Genomic DNA, 20,052 nt, shown 5'->3' on the forward strand with positions numbered 1-20,052 from the left:
TTAGATTATGGGGGCTACACCAAAAATATTGCTGGTATACACAGGGGGAACCATTGGTATGGTGAAAGATTTTGAAACAGGAGCGTTGGTTGCTTTTGATTTTGATGAGTTGTTATTGAGGATTCCCGAATTGACACAATTGGAATGTGTGATAGAAACGATTAGTTTCGAGGAACCTATTGATTCTTCGGATATGAATGTAGCGAGGTGGAAGGATTTAGGAGGGATTATTAATAGGAAATATGAAGACTATGATGGATTTGTTGTGCTCCATGGAAGCGATACGATGTCTTATACAGCATCTGCGATTAGTTTTATGTTTGAAAATTTAACAAAACCGATCATCTTTACAGGGTCTCAGCTGCCGATAGGGGATTTGAGAACTGATGCAAAGGAAAACCTGATTACAGCTATTCAGATCGCAGCATTACAAGAAAAAGGCAAGCCGGTAATTACAGAAGTAGGTTTGTATTTTGAGTATAAATTATTGAGAGCAAACAGAACAACCAAAATAAATGCAGAGCATTTCGAAGCTTTTCAGTCTCCTAATTATCCGCCACTGGTAGAGTCAGGAGTTCATCTGAAAATAAATAGCTCCTTTTTGAGGAAACCCAACAGAAGAAAAAAAATGATCTATCATACCCATTTTGATAACGATGTGGTTATTCTGAAAATGTTTCCCGGAATTAATGAGAATATCGTAACAGGTATTCTTTCTTCTGATCTGATAAAAGGAGTGATTTTGGAGACGTACGGTTCTGGTAATACCACCACTAAAAAATGGTTTATCGAGGCGTTGACAGCTTTTATAAAAACGGGAAAACCGGTGATAAATGTTACGCAATGTGCAGGAGGAAGTGTCGAAATGGGTAAGTATAATACCAGTGTAGCGCTAAAAAAAGCAGGAGTTATTTCAGGAAATGACATCACAACAGAAGCAGCTATCGCAAAATTGATGTATTTACTGGGAGAAAATTTACCTCCTAAAGTCCTAAAAACCATCTATGAAACTTCTGTAAGAGGGGAAATGTCCGAAAATTAACTCATTAAATTTCATTAGTTAACATTTTTTTTGTTATTTGCTCACCGTTTTAAGAAAAAACTAGAGAGGTGGCCGAGTGGTCGAAGGCGCACGCCTGGAAAGTGTGTATACGTCAAAAGCGTATCGAGGGTTCGAATCCCTTCCTCTCTGCATTATTATTAAATTTTTAAGAGAGTTTATAATATTTTTTTATCTTTAACCCTTTATTTAACTAATTAAAATTAAGAATCAGCGCAATGAAAAGACTATTCTCTATTCTGGCAATCGCAGCAGTAATGGCGTTTGGAAACGTGAAAGCAGCTACTGTACCTGCTCAGTTATTATCAACTAATGTGCAATTATTTGCTCCTATAACTACCACTACTACAGTACAAGAAGATGCAGCTCCTGCAAAAGAAGAATTATCCTTCCACCAAGAAATCAAAAAGCGTTTCATCGAAGGAGGTCCTGAATTTATGGGGATTGTATTGTTATGTTTAATTCTAGGTCTTGCAATTGCAATCGAAAGAATTATATTTTTGAATCTTTCTACTACCAACACGAAGAAATTACAGCAAAACGTTGAAGATGCGTTAAATAGCGGTGGAGTAGAAGCTGCAAAAGAGGTGTGTAGAAATACAAAAGGACCGATCGCTTCTATTTACTACCAAGGGTTAGATAGAGCAGACGAAAGTATTGATGCTGCAGAAAAAGCAGTTGTAGCTTACGGAGGTGTTCAAATGGGACAGCTAGAAAAGAACGTTTCTTGGGTATCATTATTTATCGCATTGGCACCGATGCTTGGGTTCATGGGAACTGTAATCGGGATGATTCAGGCATTCGATAAGATTGAAGCAGCTGGAGATATGCAGCCATCGCTTGTAGCAGGAGGTATTAAAGTAGCACTTCTTACTACAGTATTCGGACTTATTGTTGCTATTATCTTACAGATATTTTATAACTACATTGTAGCAAAAATCGATAGTATTGTGAACAACATGGAAGATGCGTCAATCACGTTAATCGATATGTTGGTAGCTTATAAAAACAAAAAATAATAAGCATTTTCTATCAAGTGCACATCGGCTAACCACTGATGTCGAAAAAAGAAAATAATTATTATTCATCAGGTTTGAGAATTATTCATTCCTAAATTAAAAAATAGTCACATGAAAATTTCAAAAATACTATCATATGTAGTTCTTGCTGTTGGAGCTTTGGGAATTATCCTTTGGTTCGTAATGAACGGTAAGATTGGAGATTTAATGGCAGAGAGCGGGGTTTCTGAAGCACGTGATCTTTCATTAGAAGCTGCGAGTTCTGCAGTAAGTCCACTATATAACCTGACACTTGTAATCTTTATCATTGTTGTTGTTGTTACCTTAATTGCAGTATTCTCTGCATTAGCTAAAAACCCAGCCGGATTAAAAAAGACGGCTATTGGTCTTGTATCTTTCCTTTTAGTAGTAGGAATTGGATATGGATTAGCTCAGGGAGTTGAAACTCCGTTGAAAGATGGAGAAGTACTTTCTGCAGGAGGTTCTAGATGGGTAGGAGCAGGATTGTATGTATTCTACTTCCTGTCAGCAATAGCAGTAGGATTAATGGTTGTTTCAGGTATCAAAAAATTAATAAAGTAATATGGCAAAGAGAGCAGCACCAGAAGTAAATGCAGGATCGATGGCAGATATTGCATTCCTACTTCTTATATTTTTCCTGGTTACCACAACGATCGAAACCGATAGTGGTATCAGCAGGAAGCTTCCACCGCCACAGGAAGAAGATGTTGAACCACCTGTATTAAAGCAAAAAAATATTTTTGTAGTAGAGGTGAATAAAAACAATGACCTGTTGGTAGAAGAGGAGCCAATGGAATTGAAGGATTTACGTGCGGCAGCCATCAAATTTTTAGATAACGGAGGAGGAGCAGGAAATGATGTTTGTTCATACTGTAGAGGAGAAAAAGATCCATCTTCTTCTGATAATCCTGAAAAAGCCGTAATATCACTACGTAATAATCGTGAGACAAGTTATAAAACCTATATCGCTGTTCAGAATGAATTGGTAGCAGCATATACAGAATTACGTAACAGAGAAGCTCAGCGATTATTCGGTAAGACTTTTGTCCAAATGGAAAAAGATCTTAAAGATGTGAACTATCCTGGAAGTAAAGAAAAATTAAAGGATGATATCAAAAAAGTACAATTGTTATTTCCTGAAAAACTTTCAGAAGCAGAACCAAAGAAATAAATTAATAACATAAAAAATAGATTATGTCTAAGTTTAAAAAGAAAAAAAGTGGTGAATTGCCAGCTATTTCTACAGCATCTTTGCCAGATATCGTATTTATGTTATTATTCTTCTTTATGGTGGCTACTGTAATGCGTCAAAACACATTGATGATTGACAATAAATTACCGTCAGCAGATCAAATAGAGAAGTTAGATAAAAAAGATTTGGTTATGTACATCTATGCAGGAAAGCCAAGTGCTAGATATCGTGCTAGTGCAGGTAATCAGGCAAGAGTACAGTTAAATGATAAGTTTGCTGAAGTAGACGAAATTAAAGCGTTTATACTTGCAGAAAGAGCTTCTAAAAGAGAGGAATTGCTTCCTTTCCTTACTACAGCCCTAAAAGTTGATGGAGATACTAATATGGGATTAGTAGGAGATATTAAAAAAGAATTGAGAGATGTTCAAGCACTTAAAATTAACTACACCACCAGAACAGGTAGTGCTACAGATAATTTAAAAAAGTAAGAATATTCTATTCTAATCATAAGTATTTTCAAAAAACCTGACCTTTTTGGTCAGGTTTTTTTTATTCCATTGTTTTTTTAAGAATTAAAAATACGGTATGGCATGACAATTGTTACTGTATATATGTAAAGATTTCCTATAATCTTTCACTTTAATCTTTATTCATTATTGCCCATGGGGGTAAACCTGTTAATCAGGTATGGGCAATAAGAATAGGGATTTTTTTTCATCGTTATTATATCAATATCTAACCATCCAAACGCTAAGTGATATTGAGTATACGTTTTATTCGCGAGTTTTCCTCCAATGAACGAATAGTATATGCATTATGGTAATAATGTATATAAATTTAGTAGCTAACGTTCGATGATTTTCTCTCCCTTATGCTGTCGGACATAAAATAGCTATACTGTTTTAGACATATAATGATTGTATCACTTCTGATTCGATGAAAGCCACATTATGAGTATTAATTAAATCTATATAATTATGGCTAGACGATTAGCACCAGAAGTAAATGCAGGCTCGATGGCTGATATTGCATTTTTATTATTGATCTTTTTCTTAGTGACCACTACTATAGAAACTGATGTAGGAATTAGCAGGAAACTACCACCTTTGCTGGAAAAGCCTCCGCAAGATATTCATATTAAAGAACGTAATCTTTTCAGGGTGGAGATTAACAAAGACAACCAGTTATTGGTAGAGGAGCAAATGATGGATGTTAAAGGATTGAAAGAAGCAGCTGTTGCTTTTTTAGACAATGGGGGAGCAGGGGTATCCTCATGTACGTATTGTATGGGAAATAGAGATCATAATTTATCAGACAGCCCCGAAAAGGCAGTGATCTCTTTGGTTAATGATCGTGAAACAAGTTATGAGATGTATATCGCGGTTCAGAATGAACTGCTGGCAGCATATACGAGTTTACGAAATAGGGAAGCTAGGCGTAAATACGGAATCTCATATGAAGAAATGCTCACGTTGTATAAAGAAGCTAGTGATTCGAATAATAAAGGGCAGTTAAAAGCACAATTAACCGCTATCCGAGCGATGTATCCAGAGAAATTATCAGAAGCAGAACCCGTAAAACAATAAGAATATGTCCAAGTTTAATAAAAAGAAAAAAGGAGGAATTCCATCAATATCTACTGCTTCATTACCAGATATCGTTTTTATGTTGTTGTTCTTTTTTATGGTAGCAACAACAATGCGGCAAAATACGCTTATGGTAGCGAATAAATTACCAATAGCTGATCAGGTAGAGAAATTAGAGAAAAAAGATCTGGTCATCTATATTTATGCCGGGAAACCAAGTAGCAGATATCAATCCAATGCAGGAACAGAGGGAAGAGTTCAATTGAATGATAAGTTTGCTAGTTTGGAAGATATCCAATCCTACGTGCTGGCAGAGCGGAATAAAATGAGAGAAGAATTAGTTCCTTTTCAGGTGACTGCCTTAAAAATAGATGGTCAAACAAATATGGGATTGGTTGGTGATATTAAAAAAGAGCTGAGGGCTGTACAGGCGTTAAAGGTTAATTATACAACACGGACCGGAGCGCTGTCAGATGTCTTTCACTGATGAATAAATGTCCTGTAATTTGCAACAAAAGGTTTCCCCTTTAGGGGAAGCTTTTTGATTGTTTGTAGGGCTTGTATTTAAAGATAAGACCAATGGGTGTAATTCTCTCAAAGCTTGCTTTGAAATTTAAAATCTGTTTTAAATAAATGCTCCGAGGTGACTTACTGTTGTAACGACTTAATTCGTTATGTGTTACTCTCGTGTTTATATATCTGGGCTTGCTTTGTATGTGTATATGTCAGCATAGTTGCTCCTGTCAATTTTAAGCAGTATAGGTGTTGTTTGAAGAATATAAAGTATTTTAGTGCTTTGGGATTATTAGTCAACCTTGATAAAAAGATTTCGCAGGTTGTTTTGATCTGTAGTACGCATTAGGGTTTTATAATGAAGTACGAAAATTCGATCAGGTATGATGTTTTATCAAATTAAGTATAGTCGTACTATGTTTAATCTGAGAAATACAACAAAGTGATATATTGTAAAATAGTTTTTCTAATACATAATCCGAATTAGAGCTTTTATCAGTACGGTTTCATGGATAGAAATTACTTTGTAGTGTATAGGTGATTACTACTAGAAAAATAAATTATAAAAAAGTGAGATACTCTTTGTTGTTTTTTGGGATTCTTTGTTGCTGGGAAGCAGCTTTTGGTCAATTAGATACCATACAGGAGGAAAGTATAGTACTGGATTCTTTATATAGAGAAGATCAGTTTTATGTTGGAGCAACAATGAACTTACTTTTTAATACTCCTGATGGAATAGAGCAATCTGGGTTTTCAGGAGGGCTTCATTTAGGCTATATGAGAGATATGCCTGTAAATAAGAAGCGAAACGTAGCGATAGCTTTAGGGCTTGGATATTCTTTTAATACGTATAATCAAAACTTGTATATCGGAGAAGAAACGACTGCTGAAAAAACAATATTTAGCTCCTTATCAGGGGTACGGTATGGTTCTAATCGATTTGTAACACATTTGGTAGAGGCACCATTAGAATTTCGATGGAGAACCTCTACAGCAGCTTCTCATAAGTTTTATCGTATCTACACGGGAATTCGAATGGGGTATTTGTATCATTTTACATCCAGATATGAAAATAATGGGAGTATTGTAAAACAAAATAAGGTGGAAGAAGTCAATCCCTGGCGTATAGGAACTTCCTTTGCTTTTGGGTGGAATACCTTTAATTTTTATGTGTATTACAGCTTAAACCCGCTTTTTAAAAATGCTGTAATGGATGATGGACAATCTCTGGAGATGAATACTTGTAAGATCGGACTTATGTTTTATATTTTATAACCAGAAATTGACCAGGATCAGCTGAGGCAGCATTCCTATAGATATGCCCAGAATGAGTTCTGTATGGGTGTGTGCCTTATAAATAAGACGAGAGGTGGCCAGTGCCCCGTTTCCAATAAATAGCAGACCAATTAAAGTGGTGATGTTAATTCCGAAATGAACACTCAATGCAATAGTAAACATGGTGATGCTACTGATACCAATCATATGCAAACTTGCTTTTATATTAAACAAAACAATAAAAGTAGCACTAATCGCTGATATCAGAGCTCCCAGAAAAAAGAAGTACAGTTCCGGGAATGTAGGTGCATCGATAATAATTTTAATGACCAGCAACAAGATAAAAGACTGCAATATTAGTGGAATCTTTCGTTGATTGACTGTTGCGAGGTGAAAGGAGTCCAGTAAGCCGAGATTTTTCAGCGAAAAAAAAAGGATAACAGGAATACACACAGTCATAATAAACAGCCCGATCAGTTTAGCCTGTACAAGTTCAAAGGCAAAGAAACGAGGGGTGTTGCTAAAATAAATAATAGCGCCCAGTATAGGCATTATAATGGGGTGTAGGATATAGGAAAAACTTTTTAGCAATGCATTCATTAGATTTTCTTTCTTAAACGCGCGACAGGAATATCAAGTTGCTCTCTGTATTTGGCTACTGTTCTTCTGGCGATAGGGTATCCTTTTTCTTTCAGAATTTTAGCAAGTTTCTCATCGGTCAGCGGTTTCTTCTTATCCTCTTCGGCAATAGTAATTTCCAGTATTTTTTTGATTTCTCTGGTAGAGACTTCTTCTCCCTGATCGTTGGTCATCGATTCAGAAAAGAATTCCTTTATCAACTTAGTTCCATACGGAGTATCTACATACTTACTATTCGCTACCCGGGATACAGTACTGACATCCATATGAATCTCATCTGCAATGTCCTTAAGGATCATAGGTTTTAGATTCCGTTCATCTCCCGAAAGAAAATAATCTTTTTGGTAATGCATAATGGCACTCATGGTTACGAACAGTGTCTGTTGTCGTTGTTTTACAGCATCGATAAACCACTTGGCGGCATCAAGTTTCTGTTTGATAAAGAGTACGGCATCTTTTTGTGTCTTTGATTTTTCATTACTGGCTTTATATGCCTGTAGCATATTGTTATATTCTCTGGATACATGTAACTCCGGAGCATTGCGACCGTTTAGTGTCAGCTCTAATTCGTCGTCAATAATTCGTATCGTAAAATCAGGAATAACCTGCTCGATAACTTTATTGTTTCCGGCATAAGCTCCTCCGGGTTTGGGGTTGAGATGTTCAATTTCTTCAATAGCTTCTTTTAGCTGTTCTTCGGTAACATCAAATTTATTGAGTAGTTTATCATAGTGCTTTTTGCTAAAATGATCAAATGAAGAATCCAGAATAAGTGTTGCCAGCTTGATCGGAATGGTGGTCTCTTTTCTTCGTAATTGGATTAAGAGGCACTCCTGTAGATCCCTGGCACCAACACCCACCGGATCTAATTGGTGTACAATTTTTAAGACTTCTTCTATTTCTTCTTCTGTAGTATATACATTTTGGGTAAATGCCAGATCGTCGAGAATATCAGGGACAGAACGTCGGATATAGCCACTCTCATCAATACTCCCAACCAAAAATACCGCGATATTTCTTTTTTGTTCTGACAGGCGATAGGTATTTAATTGATTGATCAGATGCTGATGGAAGGTCGTTCCTGATGCATAGGGAACTGTTTTTTCTTCATCATCCGCACTGTAATTATTAGAGCTCAATCGATAACTTGGGATCTCATCATCACTAAGATACTCATCGATATTGATTTCGGTTTCAATTTTTTCGGTTCCAAAATCTTCTTCTGCACTATTTTCATTGCTAAAGGTATCTTCAAACTCATCTCCTTTATCCTTGCCACTATCCAAAGCAGGATTTTCTTCCATTTCCTGTTTTAGCCGTTGTTCAAATGCCTGCGTAGGCAATTGAATCAATTTCATTAATTGAATCTGCTGTGGAGATAACTTCTGAGAAAGTTTAAAATTTAATTGTTGTTTTAGCATAAAAAATACAAATCTGTGGCTACCTACAAAAATACATAAAATGATGCGTATTTTATACCGGTAATCAATGGTTATATGATATGCCAGGTGTTTTTACTGTCAGGATAAAATGGCTGGCGTTAGTTCTTGATCGTTCCTGTCAGTCTTGTTTTTACTCCATAATGGGGATGTAAATACTTCAGGGCTTATTAGCCTCAGAATACAAGGGTTGTTTCAAGTGAATGTCTTACAGGTTTCTTTTATAGTTACTTCCTCAGCACCTAAAAACAAGCTCTTTATACAGGGGTTTCGATTGGATAACGCAATAAGCGCGCCAAAAATATACAATCAGGGTAAAAAAAATTAAAAGAAAAGGGAATCCAGTAATTTTTAAGGGGTAAATATCTTGTTTTTGATAGCGTATATAACCAATCCTGTTCTGTTTTTTAAGTGTAGTTTTTCGAAAATAGCATCGCGATATCCCTCGATCGTTTTAGGACTAAGACACATCATATTGGCAATTTCTTTATACGTTCTTTCTGTACAGGCATGCTTGATAAATTCAATTTCCCGGTCTTTGAGAATAACAGAAGCTTCTTTTTTAGGATTTAATGAGTTGATCAGCAAATTAGTTACGTCCTTAGTGTGGTAGTAACCGGTCTCTATAACTTCTTCCAGCGCATGTTCCAGAATGCTTTTTTCGGTGTCCTTGAGGAGGTATCCTTTGGCTCCGGCGCGAAGCATTTTGAGAATCGTTTTTTCATCTTCTTCTACAGAAAGAGCCAGTACATTAACCTGTGGATATTCTTCCCGGATAATGGCAGTGGTTTCAATCCCATTCATAATAGGCATATTGATATCCATCAGTACAATATCAGGAATGTTTTTGGGATCTTTAAAACGAGTGAGTAGCTCTTTCCCATTCTTGCATACATATAAGGTTTTGAACTTGTCAAAATCTGCCACAAGACCTGCTAATGCTTGTGATAGTAATATGTGATCTTCTACAATGACAACTGAATATTTCATCTGTATATTTTTATAGTTTGTTATCCGATCATCGAGATTACATGTTTCGGGAATTGCCCCGAAGTGGTTTACGTACGATCGGCACATTTTTTATCTATGTCAAAAGGTTCCTCATTAGTGCCTATGAGGGATATTCAAATCAGAATGGGAATACATACCGTTTTACTAAAATTATAAGTGAACCATTGGAGGTCTAAACCTGGGTGTCCGGAGTTAATCCTTTTTCTGTGTAATGCTTCGTGCACTTGCACCGAACAGGCTTTCCTTTATAATTTTAAAAAGATTAATGCCGGTATGTCATGCTTCCATTCCTGCAATTGGTTTTTTGTAATAATACGTTAGTAATATGGCTGTTCCTTCTCCTTCTCTGGAGTGCAATTTCACTACAGCATTGATTAATTTACCTCTACTTTGCATATTCAGCAATCCGATTCCTTGCCTGGGGGAAGCGGTATGCTGATTGAATCCAATTCCATTATCCCGGGCTTTGATTTCCAGCCGATCTGTCTTATAGTGTACCAGGACATTTAGTTCATCGGCTTTGGAATGCTTAATGGTATTGGAAAAGAACTCCTGTAATATCCTAAAGATAATAATTTCTGCTTTGCCGTCAATCAATCGAAGCTCACCTTCTACGTTCATAGTTGCAGCAATAAACTGAAGTCGGTTAAATCGTTCGATCTCCAGTGATAAAGCCTCTGTTAAGCTGAGATTTTTGATTGCATCCGGATTAATGAGTTTGGACAACGCTCTTAATTCTTTCAGGCTTTTGCTGATGGTATCCGTAACTTCAGGCAATCGCTCAGGATCATCCTGAGCGATATTTACCTGAATTTTAGCCAATGTCAATAACTGACCAATATTATCATGGAGTTCCCAGCTGATATTGCGCAGGGTTTCCTCCCGAATTTCAATCTGCGTCTCTGCCAATGCTTTTTCAAAGACTTTTTTGGCAGCAGCCTGTTGCTCTAAGAGACTGTTCTTTCGCTTTTGAAAAATCAAAAACAAAAAGATAATCAAAACGACCAGTACAATTAAAGTGATACTGGCAATTAATATTGCTGTTTCTTGTCGCTGCATATAAATCCAATAATAAAACAGATATTTTTAATAACCGTAAGTGTAAAATTAACTAAGAATAAAACTACAGCATCAGTTAAATATTCGTAGTAATTTCTAAGAATTCGAAAAGGAATATTTCCGACATAATAGATAAGAAACCCTATGCTTATCCAAAACAATAAATTCTTATTAGTGACTAATACTTTTTCTGAATTAAGGATTTCTATGAAATAGAAAATAATACTTATTATTAATAAGAAAGAAGCTATTATGTATGGTACGCTCTGAAAGTGTACTTTATAGTTTTCAAAAAAACCATAAATAATCGTTGATAGTATGTATAGAATAAGAAATACTAGTATGGATTTTTTATATGTAGTCTTTGAAACATGGTTTTTATACAAAACAAACAAATAAGAAAAGTTTACAACATAATATATGTTATAAATAAATCCATTATAGTTTGTAATGTATTCTCTAAGATACATTCCTAAAACGTCATTTATAGCAGTATACCATAATAATACTAAAAAGTATTTAAGTAACGTATCTTTATATTTGTATAAAAAAATAGTGCCAATTATAGCAGATAATATTTCAAATAAAAGACCTATATATCTAATAGATTTTAATATTTCTATATCTATATTCATATTCTAATGATGACCTATCGGAGGAGAACTCCCCATTTCATTCCCAATTAAACTATTACTATTTCTGGATAATGTACGAAGCTTAAAAAAGCTTGCTGCTTGCTTATTAGATTGACTGGTATGGATAGCTCCGGTTCGATTATCTGTCCCAATGGCATCTTTGAGCAATACCATTTTAAAATTGTCATCTAATGTGTATCCCAGATGTGCGATTTCTTCTTCTCCGTTTACAGTTATTTTCTTTTCTACCGTCGGAGTAAAAAACAGGGATTGACGTCCGGCATAGTCATCTTTCTTATGTCTTTTATAGTCATCCGAATAAATCCCAAAATAAAAGCGAACCCCGGATGGTGTGATATTGGCTTTTTTGGATTGCCTTCGGATGTATCCTAGGTAGTGGTATAAATCATCTAGTTTATAATATAGAGATCGGGTAGCTTTAAAATCCGGTTTGTCCAATCGGTTGGCTACCTCTTTACTGATTTTTTTACTCCTTGGACTATATAGGTGATACATTTTTTCTGCTTGTTCCAGGCTGATAATATTACTGGGAGGCTCTTTTCTGTTTTCTCCTAATGCCTCTTTGAGACGGGCGATCTCCTGTTGCTGAGCTTCAATTTTTTCTTTGTACTTTTTGATCACTGCATCATTCCCTGAAGTGTCCTGATTACACGCCCCCAAACTGATAAGCATCAAAGCTGCCAAACTGTACAGGCGCATTGGTAAAAGTAGTTTTTTCATAATGTGTAAAATTTGATTAGAAAGTTTATTGTTTTTGTACACACGGTGAGGGGTTAAGCTCATCATGTGGTGTTAATACCATTTACACTTTAAAATCTACTGGAATAAAATGTTCTTTTTTCATCTCAGTTTCAGAATAAAAATAAACCGTAGTGCTGCTATGCTTGATTTTTTTTTTTTTTCTTCACTGAAACAAAAAAATAATAATTTTCTTTGTCAGTACATTCAAAATGGAAAGGGTATAAGACCATTTCTGCTTTGAAATTTTAATAGGTAATCTCAAAACGAAAATGGTATCATTTTCCCGTGGTTGATTCCCTCAACCTTTTTATTGAATTTCTCATTGGGCTTTCTGAGAGACCATACCGCTGTTTTTATTAAAAAACAAGAAACACAGGTGATAATAGTGCCTGTTATCAATAGCTGTGTTCCGTATATGGATGCTATATTCAATGAACTAAAAATAGAACTATTACCGAATTAATAAAAATGAAAAGAAATAATAAAACGATTTTTATGTGTTTAATCGTTTGGAACATAAGTAAAAACAATAAGTAGTCAAAGGATGGTAACATAGGCGTGCAGCTTGTTTTTAGGGGGAAAAAACCCTTTTAGGAAAAGGGGTATTAACTAGTAAAAAAGTACAAGGTTTTCTGTAGGCTATTTTTGATGATACAGTCATTCCCGGAATTAGATGAATTGCAAAACCCAATTGATTAACAGGGTGATTGCTTTTATTACTATTAGTAAGGTCGTGGTCATTTTTATTGTGATCTTTCTTTTTGTAGGTATATGTACAGCTAAGTCTTATTGTTACCCGGTTTTTTTATTTTTTCTTGCTTTAACATGAAAAGATATTAAGGAAGGAAATCCTTAAATTAATAAAAAGGATTTCCTGAGTTGTATTAATTCCCTCTTGGAGGAGAACCATTTAATTCATTCATTATACTACTGCTTTGGTTGTCTCCGGTTTTATGGGATGGTACGGATAAGGTATTTTGAGAAAAATCCAGGATCACCTTAGTGCTCTCTATAATAGAATAGGAGATTGTCTGCTTGTTTTTTCCACCGGTTTCTGTAGGAGCAAAGAACAAGGTTTGATGATTGGCCATGGCTCCCATTTCAGGCGTATTGTCATAGACTCCGAATACAACCTGAACACCATCTAAAGTAATCTGGTTGTCAGCGGCTTGTTGCTGCAGGTAATCGAGATAGGCACTAAAAATTCCTTTTTTGTAAAAACAAATACGAGTATCGTGCGGTACCTGATCAGCAATAGGAACTACCTTGGTATCATAGTACCGATTGTATTGCGCAACAGTTTCTGCTGTAGATACTAATCCTGATGTTCCCAGGACTAAAGATGTTTCGGTTTCAGTATCTGGACTGGCAATAAGGCTATAGTTATCATAAGGATCCGTATGCAAAAAACGAAGTTGTTGCTGTTCTATGGTAAAGGCTCTGTGACTTCCGGATTGCGAATCAAAGGTCATAGGAGCAATTAGTACAGTACGTTGTCCCTGCGCATTGGCACCTAGTAAGAACGAAAGTTTGGTTATCGGGATCTGGTATTGTGCCGCTATTTGATCCATTCGATTCAGATGCTGACGTAATTGCCCGATATCAAACCATACACTTCTGTTTTCTTCAGTGGCGGTTTTACGGGGAGCTATCCGGGTGGTGTAAAAATTGTTGTACTCTGTAGTTGCTTTATCCAATGAGATCATGTGCTCAGGAGGAGATACATTAGCGGTTTCTGCAGTAGAGGCTTCTTGTTCACAACTGCTGAGTGTGATGGTTGCGACCACAGCAAAAAAAGCCTGTCGCATACGGTGTGAAGTTTTCATAATAATAGGTTTTAGATACGATAGGTACAGCTACAAAAAAGAAGGAACTCCTTATCCCATTTACACATTCCATCTGCCGGAGTAAAATGTTTTTTGATCTCAGTTTCAGAAAAAAATCAACCGTAGCATTGCTGTGCATGATTTTTGCCGGTAAACGCAACATACAAATGGTATTCCTTTTTTTGAAAAACCTGCTTCCATCAGTAATTATTGAGTATAAAGCTATTTTATTCAATAGCGCTGACAAACAGGAGAGAAAAGGAGGGAAGCTGTTTTTGTAGTATTGTGTTGATAATGAGGGTTTTATTAATAATAAAACTTACTGAAACTACTGCAAATAGGGGAATCTTCCCGATAGAGAGGAGGGGAAATTTCCCCCTGAAAATATAAGAAGTATCTGATGTCATTTACGTGCTCCATCTACTGGAATAGAATGTTCTTTTCTATCTCAGTTTCAGAATAACAATCAACCATAGCCCTGTTATGCTTGATTTTCTTTGTTCGTACATTCGAAATACAAATGATATTAATGCCAGATTAACACGCTGTTTTTAAGTATTATTGAGCTCGACAAAAAGTAATCTCCACAGCTGTATACAGTAAACAAGGGGGCGCCCCCCTCCAGCTATGGGGTCTAGCCCAGCAAAAAGTATTTCGAAACATTAAATTAATATTTCGAAGGCTTCCGGGACGGGTTCTGAGCCTTACTACTAATAGCTGTTTGCCCAAAATAATAGAAAAAAGGGCGTTTATTAAGGGGGTGCTGCCCAAAACTGTGGATAGACAAGCATTAAATGAATGTTTCGATTGATTAAAAGCATTCTTCGAAGCAGTTCGGGAACGCTTCGAACGCGTGCTATAAGGAGTTCTAAGGAGTATCAGCACCCATCGCCCCCCTATAAGACAGGCTATAAGAGGACTGCGATGGGGGTCACCCCTGTCTAAGTGTGTGTGTCTTTTTTTGGTATCAAACACTGCTTTTATCCCCTTACGTACTTCTTCTTCTTAACAAGTAGCTATTAACCAGGATCATTTCCAATAACTAGAATACGCTTTATATACTGGGCATCAATACACTATTTATTGAAGCTACTGCAAAAATATGGATACTGTTGTATACAGTATTATATGATTGGTTATATTGTGCTATCAATATAACCAACAAAATGAATACAAACACAAATCATCAACAGTATGGGCTTTAAAGCTGAATTAACCATGGACAATAAGGTATATCCGCTATTGCTCTGTGATTATGAGTTCTCACAGACAGCAGATCATACAGGACGTCCCAATCCCTATATTACTGCGGGGATTATCGATATTCGGGTTCCTATGACCCGGGACGATGTATTAGTGGATTGGGTATTGCAACCTTCTCTAATGAAGAAAGGAACCATCACCATCTATAAATACGATTTGAGTGCTGTAGAAACGACTATTAATTTCTATAATGCACATGGATTACACTACCACCTAGAATTTGATGCCGAATCGGCACAGGCTGCCTATATCGATTTTAGAATCAGTGCGGGAGAATTACATCTTAATGAGCTGATCCATGAGAATAGATGGAACCCGGAGAGACATCAGGCGATAGTAACACCGAGGGAGGAAGAAACTGTTTTAAACCCCAGAATCGTATCAGGTTGGTGGTCGTATGACAGAGAAGGAAAAGATCGCTATCTACAGGAAAAAGACGGAGAAACCATAGCCCTGAAATTAGAACAGAGCATGTACTTTCATGTAGAAACCGCTGAGATACCCACAGGTGGAGAACTACAGTTACAGCTGTTTGATTACGATAATACTTTAGGCTTTGACCATCTAAATGCTGATACAGATAAATTCCCCAATGACCCTGTAAATAAAAATGCCATTGTACAAGCTGTAGAGGGAAAAAGTATCGCTACAGTTCCAGTAAAACTAGAAAAAAGTTGGGAACCAGTGATAACCGATGACTGGAGCCCGCATATAGAGTTGTACTGGGATATCTCCTATACTAAAAATGATGGTGTTAGCATATCAGCAACTATGCCCAGAAATCAAAGAGACTACCTCAAGGTAGCATTAAGCGATAGAACCTTATATATTAAAACCCCAGTAGGCGGGTATGATCTACCTGAGTTTATCAGTTATGAAGGAGAACCGATGCTATTAATGGAATTAGGCAAAGGGATGCTGGAAAGCAACCTGAAAGATAAAGCACTGGGAATAATCGAAGAAAAAGCAGCGGAACAGATCAAGAAAATTGCATTTACTAAACTAAATAAAGGCTATCTTGTCGATAATAATGGAAAGTTGTATACCAATGAACGATTAGTCTATAAATACCATGAGTTGTATACCAATAGCGGAGAAGTCTTTGAGAATGTAGAACGAGCAAAAAACTTTGGGTTTAAGCATCAGGGCAAACCTCTAACCACTACTAAGGGGATTAGTCAATACGACTATTTTGCTAAAAACGGGAAAAGAGTTACCGTACTACGAATGCTTACGAATGTAGGGAATGCCTTTAATGTATTTAGTTTTCTAAAAGCAGCAGAGCAAGACATTGACCCTACAGCTCCTCTGCCATTAGATTTTGGACCATTATCGCCAATAGCTGATCTTACAGGGGTATTGGCACAGGAGATGAAAGCAGACTTAGACGAGATACAGGAGGAAATAGTACAGCAAGAACTTTTGGCTGCCAAATTACAAGGATTAGAAGCTGTAAAAAAGTGTGTTCGCAGTTATGATCATACCACAGATTATCAATGGGAACTTATAGATATTTCAGATCAAACAGCCAATAAATTATTAAAAGGAGAGTTTAAAACCTTTAAAGAATTAAGAGCTTTTGATGCTAAAATTGAAAGTTTTGAAAGACCTATAAAAATTTTGTATAGAAATATGGAAAACAAAGAAGATCAAATAATTCAAGTAATAGAAACTATTTTTCTTAACTATTAAATCAATTTTAGAATGACAAAACTTATAAAAATACTATTCTTATTTTTCTTTTTATATGGCTGTAAAACTGGGATTAGTGAATTAATAATTAAGCAGAATGATAATCAAGAAAATGTTATAGTAAATTATAGTTCAAATATGAACCAATTCTGGGCTATTAATATTCCAATAAAAATAGAAATAGAGAATACTTTCCAAAATCAAATTAAATTAGTTGATCATAAGTACCTTTATAATAATAAAGGGACATTTTCTAAAGTATATGAAATAATAGGTCATAAAAATATCAAACCTATTAAAGAACCTGTCATTGGTTCAGGAGCAAACAAAAGTTTTATTATTTATTCTAAACACTTTATTGATACAATCAAGTTTAAAAAAGAGTATTTTAGTAAAAGAGGCAATTTAAAACTAGAAAGTGATTACCATATTAATGATATATTAGAGTTTAAGAGAGAATATACAGCCTTAGCAACAAGTATTCTAAAAAAGGATACTATTAAATTGACTTTTTTTGATACAAAAACAGATAATTTTTTTGTAAAGAGGATACCAGTAAAATGGTAAGCATAATATATAATAGCACGATTTTAAAAAAAATGTTTTAAGTGATAGCTTGCTTACATTCTTAATAGGCTTTGTTATATCCTCTCTTGGTACTTATTGGTCGGGGAGCATTCCCTGACTTGGGAGGATGTATTAGTGGATTGGGTATTCACCTTCTTTAGTGAAGAAAGGAACCATCACCCTCTATAAATACGATTTGAGCGCCGTAGAAACGACGATCCATTTCTATAATGCATATAGATTACACCACTACTTAGGATTTAATGCCGAATCGGCACAGCCTGCCTATATCGATTTTAGAATCAGTGTGGGAGAATTATATCTTAATGAGCTGATCCATGAGAATAGCTGGAACCCGGAGAGGCATCAGGCAATAGTGACGCCGATATATTAAAATATACTAGAATACGTTTTTTGCGCTTTTACAGAAACAAAAAACGTATTTTTCTTCGCTTGTAAATCCAAAATACAAATGGTATTATTTTTTGGTCAAGGCATTGATCAACCCTTTAAAAACGAATAGATGAAAAGGAGCAACTGCAAACCAGTAGAGACGTCCCCATATTCCTTTAGGACGAAATACGGCACGTTGATACAATTTGTTTTTAGCAATCTTAAATTCGAGCCAGGCTTCTCCGGGCAGTTTCATTTCGGCAAATAGGAGTAGTCGCTTTTGAGATTTGTCAGCAAGAATCACGCGCCAGAAATCCAGGGGATCTCCCGGTTCCAGATAAGTGCTATGTGTGCGTCCTCTTCGGAGACCAACCCCTCCGAATAGCTTATCGATGATTCCTCGTAGTTTCCATAATGAATTATAACGATACCAGCCATTCTTTCCTCCGATAGTCCATATTTTATGTAGGGTATAGGTTTCATCTATTACAGGAGCCACCTGTAAATCTTTAAAACATCCAAAATGAGGAACCTGAATATGAGTGGCTAGCTGATCCTTAAACACACCACTGCTGATAGCATCTTTCCAGCTGGAAATTACGGCATTTTGTGCTATTTTCTGAAATGCCAGTGCTACTGCTTCCTTATAGGAGATAGGGTGTATATCTAATAGTTGATTAATAGTACTGGATCGGGCAATAACAGGAACTTTCATACTGTCTACTAAGGCTTGTGCCAGATTAAAAGAAGTCGTGGTGACGAAATATAACCAGTACGAAGACAGCCTTGGTGTAAGGACAGGAAGGATGAAAATAAAGCGGCGTAATCCCCGAACAGCGGCAAATTGTAATAACATCTCTTTGTAGGTTAGGATTTCCGGACCACAAATATCAAAGGATGTATTATACGTTTCTTCTCGGGCAATAGCTTTTTCTAAAAAACTCAATACATCTCGTATAGCAATAGGTTGCGTTTTGGTATGTAGCCATTTGGGAGCTACCATTAGCGGGAGCTTTTCTACAATGTCCCTGATGATTTCAAAAGAAGCACTGCCACTGCCTACAATAATGCCAGCCCTAAATGTAGTGAGCGCATACTGATCGGATTGCAATGCCTTCTCCACAGCAAAACGAGATTGCAAATGTTTGGAAAGCGAAGATTCATTGACAATACCACTGAGATAAATAAGTTGTAGGCAATCTGTTGCTTCTAATAGTTTTTTGAAATAGGTAGCACATTGTAATTCGAGCTGTTGGAAATCTGTGGCACTACTTGCCATAGAATGAATCAAATAATAAGCAATGTCTATATCTGAAGGAAAGGTAACCGCCGCAGGTCTTAGAAAGTCTATTTTTATAAATTCAATGTGATCTCTAGACTCAATTTCGTCAGGAATTCGTTGTAAGTCCCGAACGCAACATACCAGTTGATGTCCTTGATCTAATAAACGAAGTACTAACCGCTTTGCGATGTATCCTGTAGTTCCGGTAATAAGAATTTTCACACGTCTAATTTTTAATAGTTTACTGATAGTTACTGATACCATTTACATTTTTACATCTACTGGAATAAAATCGTACTTTTCTTTTTCTGTAAATTCAAAATACAAATGGTAGTATAAAATTTCTTACTGTTCGTTTCATTTATTTATACTATCCCCTTTTAGAAGTCATATAAAATCCACCTGAAATACCTCAGTAGTAATTAATCTAATGGTGTATCCCATATAATCGCTATTATAGAAATACAAGCTATAGGGTGAGATAATGATTTTTAATTCGAGCAAAGTGCTGAGGTATATCAGCTAACTGAAAATATAAGATACAAAAAATAGAGAGGATATAAAAATATATCCGTTATGCCAGAATAATGTATTGGGATTTCATAATGAAGTAGCTTTTTTCTTTAGTGAAGAAAAAAATACCATTTCAATAACTGTTATTCATAAAGAGCATGTCTTTATAGGTAGGGGGGATGAATATAAAACAGCAACAATCTTATTCCTCTTTTGGGAATGTAGCTACTACCACTGTAATAAGAGTGGATAGTTGTTTTAATTATTGTATCTTTCAACTGTAAAGTGTGGTGGGGATCAATAAT

At 35.9% G+C, this 20,052-nt stretch carries 18 protein-coding genes and 1 tRNA gene; 12 read left to right on the forward strand and 7 right to left on the reverse strand.

Going from position 1 to position 20,052, the window contains the following annotated elements; genetic code table 11:
• The first annotated feature begins 7 nt into the window (after positions 1-7).
• The 9 genes from HN014_RS09190 (at position 8) to HN014_RS09230 (ending at position 6,666) form a co-directional block, all read left to right on the forward strand.
• A complete protein-coding gene (locus tag HN014_RS09190; protein ID WP_176028588.1) occupies positions 8-1,042 on the forward strand; it encodes an asparaginase in 1,035 nt (344 codons plus the stop codon).
• A gap of 62 nt (positions 1,043-1,104) precedes the next feature.
• Positions 1,105-1,192: transfer RNA gene (locus HN014_RS09195), tRNA-Ser, on the forward strand.
• 86 nt (positions 1,193-1,278) lie between these two features.
• Positions 1,279-2,079 (forward strand): MotA/TolQ/ExbB proton channel family protein, encoded by an 801-nt coding sequence (locus HN014_RS09200; protein WP_176028589.1) that lies wholly within the window; start codon positions 1,279-1,281, stop codon positions 2,077-2,079.
• Between the two features lie 111 nt (positions 2,080-2,190).
• On the forward strand, positions 2,191-2,661 hold the full coding sequence (locus HN014_RS09205; protein ID WP_176028590.1) for a hypothetical protein: 471 nt from the start codon (positions 2,191-2,193) through the stop codon (positions 2,659-2,661).
• Between the two features lies 1 nt (position 2,662).
• On the forward strand, positions 2,663-3,271 hold the full coding sequence (locus HN014_RS09210; protein WP_176028591.1) for a biopolymer transporter ExbD: 609 nt from the start codon (positions 2,663-2,665) through the stop codon (positions 3,269-3,271).
• 23 nt (positions 3,272-3,294) lie between these two features.
• On the forward strand, positions 3,295-3,780 hold the full coding sequence (locus HN014_RS09215) for a biopolymer transporter ExbD (RefSeq protein WP_176028592.1): 486 nt from the start codon (positions 3,295-3,297) through the stop codon (positions 3,778-3,780).
• Between the two features lie 489 nt (positions 3,781-4,269).
• Positions 4,270-4,878, forward strand: coding sequence for a biopolymer transporter ExbD (locus HN014_RS09220; protein ID WP_176028593.1), 609 nt, complete (start codon positions 4,270-4,272; stop codon positions 4,876-4,878).
• Between the two features lie 4 nt (positions 4,879-4,882).
• Entirely contained in the window at positions 4,883-5,365 is a 483-nt protein-coding gene (locus tag HN014_RS09225) for a biopolymer transporter ExbD (RefSeq protein WP_176028594.1), read from the forward strand.
• 596 nt (positions 5,366-5,961) lie between these two features.
• Positions 5,962-6,666 (forward strand): porin family protein, encoded by a 705-nt coding sequence (locus HN014_RS09230; protein ID WP_176028595.1) that lies wholly within the window; start codon positions 5,962-5,964, stop codon positions 6,664-6,666.
• On the opposite strand, the gene HN014_RS09235 is transcribed toward HN014_RS09230, so the two are convergent.
• From HN014_RS09235 to HN014_RS09260, 6 genes are all read right to left on the reverse strand, one after another.
• Positions 6,661-7,266 (reverse strand): hypothetical protein, encoded by a 606-nt coding sequence (locus HN014_RS09235; protein ID WP_176028596.1) that lies wholly within the window; start codon positions 7,264-7,266, stop codon positions 6,661-6,663. The two genes, HN014_RS09230 and HN014_RS09235, sit on opposite strands and share 6 nt — an antisense overlap.
• A complete protein-coding gene (gene rpoN, locus HN014_RS09240; RefSeq protein ID WP_176028597.1) occupies positions 7,266-8,726 on the reverse strand; it encodes an RNA polymerase factor sigma-54 in 1,461 nt (486 codons plus the stop codon). Before rpoN ends, HN014_RS09235 begins: the two co-directional genes overlap by 1 nt.
• A gap of 369 nt (positions 8,727-9,095) precedes the next feature.
• The gene (locus HN014_RS09245; RefSeq protein WP_176028598.1) at positions 9,096-9,734 is read right to left on the reverse strand and encodes a response regulator transcription factor; all 639 of its coding nucleotides are present in this window, start codon (positions 9,732-9,734) and stop codon (positions 9,096-9,098) included.
• 297 nt (positions 9,735-10,031) lie between these two features.
• Complete coding sequence (locus tag HN014_RS09250) at positions 10,032-10,814, reverse strand: sensor histidine kinase (RefSeq protein ID WP_176028599.1); 783 nt, start codon at positions 10,812-10,814, stop codon at positions 10,032-10,034.
• Positions 10,815-11,452: 638 nt separating this feature from the next.
• Positions 11,453-12,190 (reverse strand): hypothetical protein, encoded by a 738-nt coding sequence (locus HN014_RS09255; RefSeq protein WP_176028600.1) that lies wholly within the window; start codon positions 12,188-12,190, stop codon positions 11,453-11,455.
• 905 nt (positions 12,191-13,095) lie between these two features.
• Entirely contained in the window at positions 13,096-14,037 is a 942-nt protein-coding gene (locus HN014_RS09260; protein ID WP_176028601.1) for a hypothetical protein, read from the reverse strand.
• Between the two features lie 1,194 nt (positions 14,038-15,231).
• Here HN014_RS09260 and tssD (HN014_RS09265) point away from each other — a divergent pair.
• The 3 genes from tssD (HN014_RS09265) (at position 15,232) to tssD (HN014_RS09275) (ending at position 17,953) form a co-directional block, all read left to right on the forward strand.
• Entirely contained in the window at positions 15,232-16,992 is a 1,761-nt protein-coding gene (gene tssD, locus HN014_RS09265; protein WP_176028602.1) for a type VI secretion system tube protein TssD, read from the forward strand.
• A 12-nt stretch (positions 16,993-17,004) separates the two neighbouring features.
• Positions 17,005-17,559, forward strand: coding sequence for a hypothetical protein (locus HN014_RS09270; RefSeq protein ID WP_176028603.1), 555 nt, complete (start codon positions 17,005-17,007; stop codon positions 17,557-17,559).
• Positions 17,560-17,719: 160 nt separating this feature from the next.
• Positions 17,720-17,953, forward strand: a complete 234-nt coding sequence (gene tssD, locus HN014_RS09275) for a type VI secretion system tube protein TssD (RefSeq protein WP_176028604.1) — start codon at positions 17,720-17,722, stop codon at positions 17,951-17,953.
• An 84-nt stretch (positions 17,954-18,037) separates the two neighbouring features.
• Here tssD (HN014_RS09275) and HN014_RS09280 read toward each other — a convergent pair whose 3' ends face one another.
• Positions 18,038-19,456: an SDR family oxidoreductase gene (locus HN014_RS09280; RefSeq protein ID WP_176028605.1), complete on the reverse strand. Its 1,419-nt coding sequence runs from the start codon at positions 19,454-19,456 to the stop codon at positions 18,038-18,040.
• Positions 19,457-20,052 lie beyond the last annotated feature (596 nt).

It is taken from the genome of Aquimarina sp. TRL1 (genome assembly GCF_013365535.1).
Classification (GTDB): domain Bacteria; phylum Bacteroidota; class Bacteroidia; order Flavobacteriales; family Flavobacteriaceae; genus Aquimarina; species Aquimarina hainanensis.

Excerpts from the sequence above, each read along its gene's own strand:
- HN014_RS09190 (WP_176028588.1), top strand. The coding sequence starts at position 8 with ATGGGGGCTACACCAAAAATATTGCTGGTATACACAGGGGGAACCATT.
- HN014_RS09200 (WP_176028589.1), top strand. The coding sequence starts at position 1,279 with ATGAAAAGACTATTCTCTATTCTGGCAATCGCAGCAGTAATGGCGTTT.
- HN014_RS09205 (WP_176028590.1), top strand. The coding sequence starts at position 2,191 with ATGAAAATTTCAAAAATACTATCATATGTAGTTCTTGCTGTTGGAGCT.
- HN014_RS09210 (WP_176028591.1), top strand. The coding sequence starts at position 2,663 with ATGGCAAAGAGAGCAGCACCAGAAGTAAATGCAGGATCGATGGCAGAT.
- HN014_RS09215 (WP_176028592.1), top strand. The coding sequence starts at position 3,295 with ATGTCTAAGTTTAAAAAGAAAAAAAGTGGTGAATTGCCAGCTATTTCT.
- HN014_RS09220 (WP_176028593.1), top strand. The coding sequence starts at position 4,270 with ATGGCTAGACGATTAGCACCAGAAGTAAATGCAGGCTCGATGGCTGAT.
- HN014_RS09225 (WP_176028594.1), top strand. The coding sequence starts at position 4,883 with ATGTCCAAGTTTAATAAAAAGAAAAAAGGAGGAATTCCATCAATATCT.
- HN014_RS09235 (WP_176028596.1), bottom strand. The coding sequence starts at position 7,266 with ATGAATGCATTGCTAAAAAGTTTTTCCTATATCCTACACCCCATTATA.
- rpoN (WP_176028597.1), bottom strand. The coding sequence starts at position 8,726 with ATGCTAAAACAACAATTAAATTTTAAACTTTCTCAGAAGTTATCTCCA.
- HN014_RS09245 (WP_176028598.1), bottom strand. The coding sequence starts at position 9,734 with ATGAAATATTCAGTTGTCATTGTAGAAGATCACATATTACTATCACAA.
- HN014_RS09250 (WP_176028599.1), bottom strand. The coding sequence starts at position 10,814 with ATGCAGCGACAAGAAACAGCAATATTAATTGCCAGTATCACTTTAATT.
- HN014_RS09255 (WP_176028600.1), bottom strand. The coding sequence starts at position 12,190 with ATGAAAAAACTACTTTTACCAATGCGCCTGTACAGTTTGGCAGCTTTG.
- HN014_RS09260 (WP_176028601.1), bottom strand. The coding sequence starts at position 14,037 with ATGAAAACTTCACACCGTATGCGACAGGCTTTTTTTGCTGTGGTCGCA.
- tssD (WP_176028602.1), top strand. The coding sequence starts at position 15,232 with ATGGGCTTTAAAGCTGAATTAACCATGGACAATAAGGTATATCCGCTA.
- HN014_RS09270 (WP_176028603.1), top strand. The coding sequence starts at position 17,005 with ATGACAAAACTTATAAAAATACTATTCTTATTTTTCTTTTTATATGGC.